The organism is Plantactinospora sp. BB1, assembly GCF_003030385.1.
GTDB lineage: Bacteria > Actinomycetota > Actinomycetes > Mycobacteriales > Micromonosporaceae > Plantactinospora.
The window spans coordinates 6,560,800-6,572,613 of the sequence record NZ_CP028159.1 but is presented as its reverse complement, the minus strand read 5'-3'; the positions used below and the strand labels follow the sequence as shown (position 1 = coordinate 6,572,613).

Annotated in this window: 10 protein-coding genes; 1 reads left to right on the top strand and 9 read right to left on the bottom strand. The window is 70.3% G+C overall.

All coding sequences use genetic code 11. The features are described 5' to 3' along the window. Nucleotides 1-75: 75 nt before the first annotated feature. Entirely contained in the window at nucleotides 76-858 is a 783-nt protein-coding gene (locus C6W10_RS28670) for an IclR family transcriptional regulator (RefSeq protein WP_107262179.1), read from the bottom strand. 152 nt (nucleotides 859-1,010) lie between these two features. Between C6W10_RS28670 and C6W10_RS28665 the strand changes: the two genes are divergently transcribed. Continuing rightward, nucleotides 1,011-2,315 carry an MFS transporter gene (locus C6W10_RS28665; RefSeq protein WP_107262177.1) on the top strand — a complete coding sequence of 435 codons (1,305 nt, stop codon included), beginning with the start codon at nucleotides 1,011-1,013 and terminating at the stop codon, nucleotides 2,313-2,315. A 170-nt stretch (nucleotides 2,316-2,485) separates the two neighbouring features. On the opposite strand, the gene C6W10_RS28660 is transcribed toward C6W10_RS28665, so the two are convergent. The 8 genes from C6W10_RS28660 to nuoH form a co-directional block, all read right to left on the bottom strand. Continuing rightward, nucleotides 2,486-3,529: a polyprenyl synthetase family protein gene (locus C6W10_RS28660; RefSeq protein WP_107262175.1), complete on the bottom strand. Its 1,044-nt coding sequence runs from the start codon at nucleotides 3,527-3,529 to the stop codon at nucleotides 2,486-2,488. Between the two features lie 66 nt (nucleotides 3,530-3,595). After that, nucleotides 3,596-5,155: an NADH-quinone oxidoreductase subunit NuoN gene (gene nuoN, locus C6W10_RS28655; RefSeq protein WP_107262173.1), complete on the bottom strand. Its 1,560-nt coding sequence runs from the start codon at nucleotides 5,153-5,155 to the stop codon at nucleotides 3,596-3,598. Nucleotides 5,156-5,189: 34 nt separating this feature from the next. After that, on the bottom strand, nucleotides 5,190-6,725 hold the full coding sequence (locus tag C6W10_RS28650; RefSeq protein WP_107262171.1) for an NADH-quinone oxidoreductase subunit M: 1,536 nt from the start codon (nucleotides 6,723-6,725) through the stop codon (nucleotides 5,190-5,192). Nucleotides 6,726-6,807: 82 nt separating this feature from the next. Then, nucleotides 6,808-8,724: an NADH-quinone oxidoreductase subunit L gene (gene nuoL / locus C6W10_RS28645; protein WP_107262169.1), complete on the bottom strand. Its 1,917-nt coding sequence runs from the start codon at nucleotides 8,722-8,724 to the stop codon at nucleotides 6,808-6,810. A gap of 13 nt (nucleotides 8,725-8,737) precedes the next feature. Next, nucleotides 8,738-9,055 carry an NADH-quinone oxidoreductase subunit NuoK gene (gene nuoK / locus C6W10_RS28640; protein ID WP_199187664.1) on the bottom strand — a complete coding sequence of 106 codons (318 nt, stop codon included), beginning with the start codon at nucleotides 9,053-9,055 and terminating at the stop codon, nucleotides 8,738-8,740. A 1-nt stretch (nucleotide 9,056) separates the two neighbouring features. Further along, nucleotides 9,057-9,827, bottom strand: coding sequence for an NADH-quinone oxidoreductase subunit J (locus tag C6W10_RS28635; RefSeq protein WP_107262167.1), 771 nt, complete (start codon nucleotides 9,825-9,827; stop codon nucleotides 9,057-9,059). Next, complete coding sequence (nuoI, locus tag C6W10_RS28630) at nucleotides 9,824-10,414, bottom strand: NADH-quinone oxidoreductase subunit NuoI (protein ID WP_107262165.1); 591 nt, start codon at nucleotides 10,412-10,414, stop codon at nucleotides 9,824-9,826. Before nuoI ends, C6W10_RS28635 begins: the two co-directional genes overlap by 4 nt. Before the next feature lies 1 nt (nucleotide 10,415). Next, the gene (nuoH, locus tag C6W10_RS28625; RefSeq protein ID WP_199854092.1) at nucleotides 10,416-11,813 is read right to left on the bottom strand and encodes an NADH-quinone oxidoreductase subunit NuoH; all 1,398 of its coding nucleotides are present in this window, start codon (nucleotides 11,811-11,813) and stop codon (nucleotides 10,416-10,418) included. Nucleotide 11,814: the final 1 nt, after the last annotated feature.

The window sequence follows — 11,814 nt, the reverse complement described above, 5'->3', positions numbered from 1 at the left end:
AGCGTCGGAGTCTCCGGTGGTCTCCTGCTCCCCCTTCCGGGGCAGCAGGAGACCACGTTCCGGTTCGGGGCCGGGTCAGGTTTCGGTGGCGAGGCCGTCGGCGACGGCGCGGGCCACCGCCAGCAGCTTGGCCCGGACCACCCGGGCCGAGGTCATCATCTCGGCGGCCGGCAGCGCGCAGGCGAGCACCACCCGCCGTTCCATGTCCTTGTCCGGGGTGACCAGCACGGCCGCGCAGGCGACACCGTGCCGGAACTGGCCCAGCTCCAGGTGCATGCCGCGCCGGTCACCGGCCGCCAGGTCCGCCTCGAACGCGTCGGCGGCGACCAGGGTGGCCGAGGTGAACGGCCGCATCCCGTACTCGCGCAGATAGCGGAAGCGCTGCTCCGGGGTGAGGGTGGCCAGCAGCGCCTTGCCGAGCGCGGTGGCGTGGGCGCCCTCGTCGAAGCCGGGGACCAGGTCCTCCAGGTACGGCGACCGGGGTCCCTCGGCGAGCGCGGTGATCGCCACCTGCCCGCCGACGAACCGCCCCAGGTAGTGGCTGTAGCCCGTGTCCGAGGCGGCCCGACGCAGCGACTCGCCCACCGCCGGTGGTCCACGGAACGCGGTGACCAGTTCGCGGTACCGGTCCGCCACCTCCAGCCCGACGATGTACGTGCCGTCCTCCCGCCTGATCACGTAGCCCTCGTAGGCGAGCGTGCGCACCAGGTGGTACGTGGTGGCCACAGTCAACTCGCAACGCCGGGCAATCTGTTTCACGGTCAGGCCCTTCGGTGCCCGTCCGACCGCTTCGAGCACGCGCAGGGCACGCGACACGCTGCGGATCAGGTCCGAAGGTTCCGCCAAGGGGTCGCGCACAACCACCTCCGCCGCCGGGGACTTACAGAATATGAAAAACCGGGCGCCTGCGAAATGCCCGATCGGATTGAGGATGCCAGATCTACGGCGACCGTGCGTACTGCCACCGACACGATCGGTTCGTACGGGTGGCTCGCGTAGGCTCGTCCCAAATGGCCGATCTAACCGATGACACCCTGCGGGCCGCCACCTTCGACCGGCCGATCCGCACGGTGCTCGCCGCCACCGTCATCACGGTCGCCGGGGTACTGCCGGTCTTCCTGATCGGCGGGCTCGCCGTTCAGCTCGGCGCCGAGCTGGACTTCTCCCCCGCCGGCCTGGGGCTGGCCGTCGCCGTCTACTTCGGGGTGAGCGCGCTCGCCTCCGTGCCGTCCGGCGCCCTCGTCGAGCGGTACGGCCCGACCATGGTCGCCCGGGCCAGCCTGCTGCTGGTCGCCGCGACCATGCTGGCGGTCGCCGCCGTGGCCCGCTCCTATCCGGTGCTGCTCGTCCTGCTGGCGGTGGTCGCCCTGGCCAACCCGCTCGGCCAGATGGCCAGCAACGCCACCCTGGCGCACCGGGTGCCGCCGGGGCGGCAGGGACTCTCCTTCGGGGTGAAGCAGGCCGCCATCCCGGCCGGAACCCTGCTGGCCGGAGCCGCCGTACCGGCGCTGGCGCTGACCGTCGGCTGGCGCTGGGCGTTCGTCGCCGCCGCCGTACTGGCGCTGGCCATCCTGCCGGTCGTACCCGCTCGGGCGGGTCGGGCGGCGGACCCGGCGCGGGGGCGCGGCGGCCGGGCGAACGGGCCGCTGGTCGTGCTCGGCGTGGCCGGCACCCTGGCCGCCGGCTCCGCGAACGCCCTCGGCACCTTCCTGGTCGACTCGGCGGCGGCCCGTGGTCTCTCGCCGGCGCTCGCCGGGCTGGTGTTGACCCTCGGCGGCGCCGTCTGCCTGCTCTCCCGGGTCCTGATGGGCGCCCTCGCCGACCGGCGCTCCGGCGGCCACCTCAACACCGTCGCCGCGATGCTGGTGGTCGGCGCGGGCGGGCTGGCCCTGCTGCACCTGGCCGCTCCGCTGGCGCTGGTGGCCGGCGTGGTACTCGCCTTCGGCCTCGGCTGGGCCTGGCCCGGGCTGCTCAACTTCGCGGTGGTCCGGCTGCATCCGCAGGCGCCGACCACGGCCACCTCGATCACCCAGACCGGGGTGTACGCGGGCGGCTGCCTCGGCCCGCTCGGCCTCGGCACCCTCGCCGAGCACCTCGGGTACCCGACGATGTGGCTGGTCGCGGCGGCGGCGATGCTGCTCGCCGCCGCGCTGATGCTGGCCGGCCGACGGATGCTGCTGGCCAGTCTCCGCCGTCGGGCGGACGGCACGGTCCCACCGCCGGCCCGGCCGGTGCGGGTGCCCCGGCAGCGCCGGCCGGCTCGGATTCGCACCGAGCAGCGGGAAACCGGCGGTACCCGCTCCGCCGTGGCCTGACCCGCGCCCAGACGAACCGCCGGACGCCCTCAGCCTCGAACTCGCGCCCTGAACCGGACAAGGACGCCCTGAGGACGGGCAAAGGCAATCTGAGCCAGGGAACGGCGATCTGAGGCGGAGAGCGGCGATCTGAGCCGGGGAACGGCGATCTGAGGCGGAGAGCGGGGTCCTCAGCCGGTGCGGTCGGCGATGAAGTCGCAGAGCGACTCCAGGGCCTGCCGGGGCGCGCTGTCGGGCAGCGGGGCGAGGCAGGAGCGGGCCTCCTCGGCATAGCTGCGGACCGTCTCCCGGGCCCGCTTCAGCGCCGGGGACTCGCGGAGCAGGCCGAGCGCCTCGGCGTGCAGCGCGTCGTCGGTGATCGGGCCGAGCGCGAGAATCTCCCGCAGCCGTACCGAGGCGGCGTCGCCGTCGTCGGTGCCGAGCGCGTAGAGCACCGGCAGGGTCGGCACCCCCTCCCGCAGGTCGGTGCCGGGGGTCTTGCCGGACTGCACCGACTCCGACGAGATGTCGAGCAGGTCGTCGGAGAGCTGGAAGGCGACCCCGATGGTCTCGCCGTAACCGGCCAGCGCCTCGATGTGCGGGGCCGGTGCGCCGCCGAACATGCCGCCGAACCGGGCCGAGGTGGCGATCAGCGAACCGGTCTTCTCGGCGATCACGTGCAGGTAGTGCGCGACCGGGTCGGCGTCGCGCGGGCCGACGGTCTCGGCGATCTGCCCGTGCACCAGCCGGGCGAACGTCCGGGCCTGCAACCGGACCGCCTCGGTGCCGAGATCGGCGGCGATGTCGGCGGCCCGGGCGAAGAGATAGTCGCCGACCAGGATCGCCACCGAGTTGCCCCACCGGGAGTTCGCACTCGGCGCACCCCGGCGCACCGGCGCCTCGTCCATCACGTCGTCGTGGTAGAGCGTGGCGAGGTGGGTGAGTTCCATCACCACCGCCGCCGGTACGACGTGCGGCGCGACCGGATCACCGAACTGGGCGCCGAGCGCCACCAGCAGCGGCCGGAACCGCTTGCCGCCGGCATCCATCAGGTGCCGGGCCGCCTCGTCCACCATCGGGTCGGCGCTGGCGACGTTGTCGCGCAGCTCCGACTCCACGTTGGCCAGCACGCTGGCCACCGATGCTTCCACGCGGGCATCCGCGAACTCGAGCCCGATCGTGTCGAGCCCGAGGGCCGCCATGCCGCCAGCCGTTCCCCCCACGCCTTCAACCATGCCACACCCGCCGGCCAACCCCTGGTCGGGGGCGGTCGGCCTCGGAAGGGGCGTGGGGGTCACCGGTCATCGGACGAATTCGGCGGCGCCGTTGGCAAGATCCAGCAGTGGTGCCGGCGCGACCCCCAGGACCAGCGTGGCGACGACCCCGATCATCAGGGCCGCGGCAGTCAGCCCGCCCGGCAGCGACACCGTCGGAGTCGACTCGCCCGGCTCGGAGAGCCACATCATCACCACCACCCGCAGGTACGGGAAGGCGAGGATCATGCTGGTCAGCACGCCCGCGATCACCAGCCAGACCTGGCCGGCGTCGAGAGCCGCCCCGAAGACCGCGAACTTGCTGGTGAAACCGCTGGTCAGCGGGATACCGGCAAAGGCGAGCAGCAGGAAGGTGAAGATTCCGGCATAGAGCGGCGAACGGCGGCCCAGCCCGGCCCACCGGGACAGGTGGGTCGCCTCGCCGTCCGCGTCCCGGACCAGCGTCACCACGCCGAACGCGGCGAGCACCGTGAAGCCGTACGCGACGAGGTAGAACATCGTGCTGGACAGCCCGTCCCTGGAGAGCACCAGGGCACCGACCAGCAGGTAGCCGGCGTTCGCCACCGAGGAGTACGCGAGCAGCCGCTTGATGTCGGTCTGGGTGACCGCGAGGACCGCCCCGACCAGCATGGTCAGTACCGCGATGACGCCGAGCACCGGGGTGAAGTCCCAACTCGCCCCGGAGAACGCCACGTGCAGCACCCGGAGCAGACCGCCGAAGGCGGCGACCTTGGTGCAGGCGGCCATGAAGCCGGTGATCGGGGTCGGGGCGCCCTGGTAGACGTCCGGGGTCCAGACGTGGAACGGCGCCGCCGCGATCTTGAACAGCAGGCCGATCGAGAGCAGCGCGAGCCCGCCGAAGAGCAGTACCTCGCTGGCGGCCGAGTCGGTGACCGCGGTCCGGATGGTGCCGAAGTCGACCCCGCCGCCGGAGCCGGTGCCGCCGGCACCGACCGTGAAGCCGTAGACCAGCGCCATGCCGAAGAGGAAGAACGCCGAGGCGTACGAGCCGAGCAGGAAGTACTTCAGCGCCGCCTCCTGGCTCAGCAGCCGCCGGCGCCGGGCCAGCGCGCAGAGCAGATAGAGCGGCAGCGAGAACGCCTCCAGCGCGATGAACATCGTCAGCAGGTCGTTCGCGGCGACGAAGAGCAGCATGCCGGAGACGGCGAAGAGGGTCAGCGGGTAGACCTCGGTCGCACCCTCGGAGTCGGCGGCCTGCCGGTGGTCCTCCGGCGAGCCGACGGTAACCGCGGCGTGCGCCACGAACGCGCCGCCGCGCTGCACCGTGCGCTCGCCGATCAGCAGCAGCGCCATTCCGGCGAGCACCAGGATCGAACCCTGGAGGAAGAGCGTCGGGCCGTCGACCGCGACCGCCTCGCCGGCGGTGACCAGCCGGTCGTGCGCGTTCAGCACCACCGCGACCAGCGCGCCGGTCACGGCCAGCAGGCCGAGGACGAGCTGGGTCAGGTGCCGGCTCTTCCGGGGTACGAACGCCTCGACCAGGATGCCGAGCACGGAGGCTCCGAACAGCACCAGGATCGGTGCCAGAGCCGCGTAGTCGATGTCCGGCAGCTTGAGATCCATTATCGGACCTTCCTTACGTACGCGACTGGCAGCCGGCTCACCGGTGTGCCTCCTGGACGGTGCCCACCGTCGGCGCCGGGTCCTGCTTGCCGAGGTCCTGCTCCATGGTGGCCTGGACGGCGGGGTTGATGACGTCGGTGACCGGCTTCGGATAGAAGCCGAGCAGCAGCAGCAACGCGATCAGCGGGGCGACCACGACCTTCTCCCGCACCGACAGGTCCCGCCGCATCCCCTCCACCCCGGACAGCGCCGGGTTCAGCGTGCCCTGGGTGGTCCGCTGGATCATCCAGAGCACGTACGCGGCGGCCAGGATGATCCCGACGGTGGCGATGATCGCGACCGGCTTGTTCACCGTGTAGGTGCCGATCAGCACCAGGAACTCCGAGATGAACGGTGCCGTGCCGGGCAGCGCCAGCGAGGCGAGACCGGCGAAGAAGAACACCCCGGCGAGCAGCGGTACCAGCTTGCCGGCGCCACCGAAGTCGGTGATCAGCGCGGAGCCGCGCCGGGCGACCAGCATGCCGACCACCAGGAAGAGCAGCCCGGTGGCGAGGCCGTGGTTGACCATGTAGAGCACCGCGCCGGTGCCGGCCTGGGTGGTGAAGGCGAAGAGCCCGACGCCGATGAAGCCGAAGTGCGCGATCGAGGTGTAGGAGACGAGCCGCTTCAGGTCGTTCTGCCCGACCGCCAGCAGTGCGGCGTAGATGATCCCGATCAGCGCCAGCGCGATCGCGTACGGGGCGAACCACTTCGACGCCTCGGGGAAGAGCGGCAGGCAGTACCGCAGGATCCCGAAGGTGCCGACCTTGTCGAGTACCCCGACCAGCAGCGCGGCGGCGCCGGCCGGTGCCGCGCCACCGGCGTCCGGCAGCCAGGTGTGGAACGGGAAGAACGGCGCCTTGATCGCGAAGGCGAGGAAGAAGCCGAGGAAGAGCCAACGCTCGGTACCGGTGGAGATGTCCACCTGGGTCAGCGCCTGCCAGTCGAAGGTCTTGCCGCCGACGACCCAGAGCCCGATCACGGCGGCGAGCATGAAGAGCCCGCCGACCAGCGAGTAGAGGAAGAACTTCACCGCCGCGTACTGCCGCTGGTGGCCGCCGTAGCTGCCGATCAGGAAGTACATCGGGACGAGCATGACCTCGAAGAACACGTAGAAGAGGAAGACGTCGGCGGCGGCGAAGACGCCGATCATCGTGCACTCGAGGAAGAGCAGCAGCGCGAAGTAGACCGGCACGGAGCGCTTCGACTTCTCCGCGTCGTGCCAGGAGGCGAGGATCACCAGCGGCACCAGCAGGGCGATCAGCATCAGCATGACCAGCGCGATGCCGTCGGCGGCGAAGGTGAAGTTCACCCCCCAGCGCGGGATCCACGAGTACGACTCGCGGAGCTGGAGCCGGTCGCCGCCGGCCTCGAAGGCGATCCACATGAAGACGGAGAGCACCAGCACGGCCAGCGACCAGCCGAGTGCGATCCGCTTGGCCAGCTCGCCACGGCTGGCCGGTAGGAAGACCACCACCAGCGCGCCGACCAGCGGCGCGACGGTGAGCACCGAGAGGAAGGGGAAGTCGGACATTATTCGGCCTTACCTCCGTCGTCAGTGCCCGGCCGGTCGAGGTCGCCCGGCCGGTTCGGTGCGACCGGTGCGTTGTGGTGGGTCACGCGAACCACCCCAGTTGGACCGCCAGGAACGCCGCCACCACCAGCACCGCGCCGGTCATGATGGACATCGCGTACGACCGGACGAAGCCGGTCTGGAGCCGGCGCAACCGGCCCGATCCACCGCCGACCGCGGCGGCGAGCGCGTTGACCAGCCCGTCGATGCCCCGGTTGTCCAGGAAGACGAGTGCCCGGGTGAGGAAGATCCCCGGCTTCTCGAAGACCGCCTCGTTGAACGCGTCGGTGTAGAGGTTGCGCCGGGCCGCCCGGACCACCGGGCCGGCCGGCTGCTCCTGTAGCGCGGTGCCGTTGCGGAACAGCAGCCAGGCGAGGCCGGCGCCGAGCACGGTCAGGCCGAGCGAGAGCACGGTGATCACCGTGTGCGAGAGCACCGGCTCGTGGTGCTCGCCGTGCCCGAGTACCGGGGTCAGCCAGTCGGCGACCGGGGTCGCCATCAGGCCACCGGCGACCACCGAGCCGAGACCGAGCAGGATCAGCGGCACGGTCATCACCGGCGGCGACTCGTGCGGGTGCTCGATGTCCTCGGTCCACCGCTTCGGCCCGTGGAAGGTGAGCACGAAGAGCCGGGTCATGTAGAAGGCGGTCAGCCCGGCACCGAGCAGCGCGGCGCCGCCGTAGAGCCAGGCGGTCCAGTCGTCGCGGGCGAACGCCTCGACGATGATCGGCTCCTTGGTGAAGAAGCCGGAGAACGGCCACATGCCGATGATCGCCAGCCAGCCGAGCCCGAAGGTGATCCAGGTGATCTTCATGTACTTCGACAGCCCGCCGAACCGGCGGATGTCGACCTGGTCGTTCATGCCGTGCATCACCGAGCCGGCCCCGAGGAACATGTTGGCCTTGAAGAAACCGTGCGCCAGCAGGTGGATGATGGCCAGCGCGTACGCCCCGCCGCCGAGCCCGACGCCGAGGAACATGTAGCCGATCTGGCTCACCGTCGACCAGGCCAGGACCCGCTTGATGTCGTCCTTGGCCGCGCCGATGATGCAGCCCATCAGCAGGGTGAGCGCGCCGACGCTGACCACCACGGTCTGCAACGTCGGGTCGAGCGAGAAGATCGGGTTGGACCGGGCGATCAGGTAGACGCCGGCGGTCACCATCGTGGCGGCGTGGATCAGCGCGGAGACCGGGGTCGGGCCCTCCATCGCGTCCGGCAGCCATGCCTGGAGCGGGAACTGGCCGGACTTGCCGGTCGCGCCGAGCAGCAGCAGCAGGCCGATCGCCAGCACCGTACCGCCGGCCAGCGCCCCGGCGCCGTTGAAGACGTCGACGTACTGGGTGCTGCCGAGGGTGGCGAACATGATGAAGATCGCGATGGCCAGGCCGGCGTCGCCGACCCGGTTCATCAGGAACGCCTTCTTGCCGGCGGTGGCCGCGCTCGGCCGGTCGGTCCAGAACGAGATCAGCAGGTACGACGCCAGACCGACGCCCTCCCAGCCGACGTAGAGCATCACGTAGTTGTTGCCGAGTACCAGCAGCAACATCGCCGCGACGAAGAGGTTGAAGTACCCGAAGAACTTCCGCCGGCCGGCGTCGTGCGCCATGTAGCCGACCGCGTACACGTGGATCAGGAAGCCCACGCCCGTGATCAGCAGTACGAAGACCGCGGCCAGCGGGTCGAAGAGCAGTCCGAAGTCGACGTGCAGGTCACCGACCGCGATGAAGTCCCAGAGGCTCAGTTCGACCGAGCGGTTCGCAAGGCCCCGCAGCGAGAAGAAGTAGGTCAGACCGAGCACGAAGATGGCGCCGACGCTGGCCACGCCGAGCCAGTGCCCCCACCGGTCGGCACGCCGGCCGAGCAGCAGGAGGATCGCCGCGCTGACCAGCGGGATGGCCACCAGCAGCCACACGCTGCCCAGCAACCCCGTGGCGTGGGCGTACTCCACAGAATGTTCCACTGGTGGGCCCCTCTTAGTACTTCAACAGGTTGGCGTCGTCGACGCTCGCCGAGCGTCGAGTCCGGAAGATCGTCATGATGATGGCCAGCCCGACCACGACCTCGGCGGCGGCCACCACCATGACGAAGAACGCCATGATCTGACCGTTCAGGTCGCCGTTGATCCGGCTGAACGTGACCAGCGCGAGGTTGGCCGCGTTGAGCATCAGCTCGATGCACATGAAGAGGACGATCGCGTTGCGCCGGATCAGCACCCCGACCGCGCCGACCGTGAAGAGCAGGCAGGCGAGGATCAGGTAGTGGTTCGGCGACACCGACAGGAAGTCCGACATCTTATTTCTCCGTCCCCTTCAGCGCCCTCTCCTCGGCGGAGAGTTCACGCTGCGGCAGGATCTGCGGAACGCTCCGCTCGGTCAGCCCGCCGTCCGGCAGCCGGGCCGGGGTGGCGACCGAGGACGAGGTGGCGTACACGCCGGGGCCCGGCTTCGGTCCCGGGTAGTTGCCGGGGCGGAACCGCGCCTTCATCGTGGCGATCTGGTCCATCCGGTCCTCGCGGCGCCGCTCGACGTGGGCCAGCACCATCGCGCCGACCGCCGCGGTGATCAGCAGCGCCGAGGTGACCTCGAAGGCGAAGACGTACCTGGTGAAGAGCAGCGCCGCGATGCCCTGCACGTTGCCGTTCGCGTTCGCCTGCTCCAGACCGACGGCGTCCGGCTGGCCGAGCGCCCGCCACAGCCCGGTGGCGAGCAGCGTGCCGAAGCCGAGGCCGAGCAGGATCGCGGCGATCCGCTGCCCGCGCAACGTCTCGATCAGCGAGTCCGAGGCGTCCCGGCCGACCAGCATCAGCACGAAGAGGAAGAGCATCATGATGGCGCCGGTGTAGACGATGATCTGCACCAGGCCGATGAACGGACCGGACTGGATCACGTAGAAGACGCCCAGGCAGAGCATGGTCAGCACCAGCCAGAGCGCGGAGTGCACCGCGTTGCGGGCCCAGACCGTGCCGATCGCGCCGATCAGGGCGAGCGGGGCCAGGATCCAGAAGGTCACCTGTTCCCCGCCGGTCACCCCACCGGCGGCGGCGAGCACCGCTGATGTCGTCACGGCCGTTCTCCCGTCGTACCGGAGCCGTCGACCGTGGCGGTCTCGGACCAGGGCGCCCGCTCCGCGCCGGCCGAGGTGCCCGGGTTGGTCAGCGCGCCGACGTAGTAGTCCTTCTCGGTGTCACCGAGCCGCATCGGGTGCGGCGGCTGCTCCATCCCCGGCAGCAGCGGCGCCAGCAGCTGCTCCTTGGTGAAGATCAGGTCCTGCCGGTTGTCCCGGGCCAGCTCGTACTCGTTGCTCATCGTCAGCGAACGGGTCGGGCAGGCCTCGATGCAGAGCCCGCAGAAGATGCAGCGGGCGTAGTTGATCTGGTACGTGCTGGCGTACCGCTCACCCGGCGAGAAGCGCTGCTCCTCGGTGTTGTCGCCACCCTCGACGTAGATCGCGTCGGCCGGGCAGGCCCAGGCGCACAGCTCGCAGCCGATGCACTTCTCCAGCCCGTCCGGGTGCCGGTTGAGGATGTGCCGCCCGTGGTAGCGCGGCGCCGAGACCGGCGGCTTGAACGGGTAGTCGGTGGTGACGACCTTCTTGAACATGTGCGAGAAGGTGACCCCGAAACCCTTGAACGATCCGGTGATCGCGCCCACGTCACACCTCCTTCTCGTCGTGTCCGGTACCGGCGTCGCCCGGTTGTCCGGCTCCGGCGGGCTGTCCGGCTCCCACGTTGGCCGGCTCCCGCTCGGCGACCGTCCGTCTCATCCGGGGGCTCGGTGGCACCTGGAGATCCATCGGCGGCAGCGGGAAACTGCCGGCGGGCCGCCGGTTGACCTTCTCCTGGAGGGTGCGCTGCGGCGGCCGCTTCTTGCTCGGCCAGAGGAGCGTCACCAGCAGCACGACCAGCACCGCACCGGCGATCACCGAGTAGCGGGTGGAGTCGCCCAGGTCCTCCTTCTGGAGGGTGCGGATGCCGGCCAGGACCAGGATCCAGACCAGGTTGATCGGCAGCAGCACCTTCCAGCCCAGCCGCATGAACTGGTCGTAGCGGAGCCGGGGCAGCGTGCCGCGCAGCCAGATGAAGACGAAGACCAGACCGATGACCTTGCCCATGAACCAGAGCAGTGGCCACCAGCCGGAGTTCGCGCCCTCCCAGAGCGTGATCGGCCAGGGAGCCCGCCAACCGCCGAGGAAGAGCGTCGTGGTGACCGCCGACATCGTCACCATCGCGACGTACTCGCTGAGCATGAAGAGCGCGAACTTCAGCGAGCTGTACTCCGTCATGAAGCCGGCGACCAGCTCCGACTCCGCCTCGGGCAGGTCGAACGGCGCCCGGTTGGTCTCACCGACGGTGGAGATGAAGAAGATGATGAAGCTCGGCAGCAGCAGGATCGCGTACCAGCCCGGCGCGGGCAGGTCGACCACGCCGAAGAGGTTGAGCCGGGTGCCGTCGGCCTGGGCGCTGACGATGCCGCTGGTCGACATCGTGCCGGCGGTCATGAAGACCGCGACGATGGAGAGACCCATCGCCACCTCGTACGAGATCATCTGGGCGGTGGAGCGCAACCCGCCGAGCAGCGGGTACGTCGAGCCGGAGGCCCAGCCGCCGAGCACGATGCCGTAGACGCCCATCGAGGAGCAGGCCAGCAGCACCAGTACGGCGACCGAGACGTCGGTGACCTGGAGCGGCGTCCGCTCACCGAAGATGCTCACCATCGGACCGAACGGCACCACCGACAGCGCGGTCACCGCGCAGATCACCGAGATGGTCGGCGCGAAGAAGTAGACGACCTTGTCGGCCGCCTTCGGCAGGATGTCCTCCTTGAAGGCCATCTTGAGGCCGTCGGCGAGGGTCTGGAGCAGACCGAACGGGCCGATCTGGTTCAGGCCGGGCCGCTGCGCCATCCGGGCCACCACCCGGCGCTCGAACCAGACACCGAGCAGCGTCGCCAGGACCGCGAAGGCGAACGCCGCCACGATCTTGATCAGGACCAGCCACCAGGTGTCCTTGCCGAAGTCCTGCAGCGTCGGATCCTGGGCCAGATACACCAAC

Coding starts and splice junctions, on each gene's coding strand:
- C6W10_RS28650 (WP_107262171.1), bottom strand. CDS start 6,725: ATGTCCGACTTCCCCTTCCTCTCGGTGCTCACCGTCGCGCCGCTGGTC.
- nuoK (WP_199187664.1), bottom strand. CDS start 9,055: ATGTCGGACTTCCTGTCGGTGTCGCCGAACCACTACCTGATCCTCGCC.
- C6W10_RS28665 (WP_107262177.1), top strand. CDS start 1,011: ATGGCCGATCTAACCGATGACACCCTGCGGGCCGCCACCTTCGACCGG.
- C6W10_RS28660 (WP_107262175.1), bottom strand. CDS start 3,529: ATGGTTGAAGGCGTGGGGGGAACGGCTGGCGGCATGGCGGCCCTCGGG.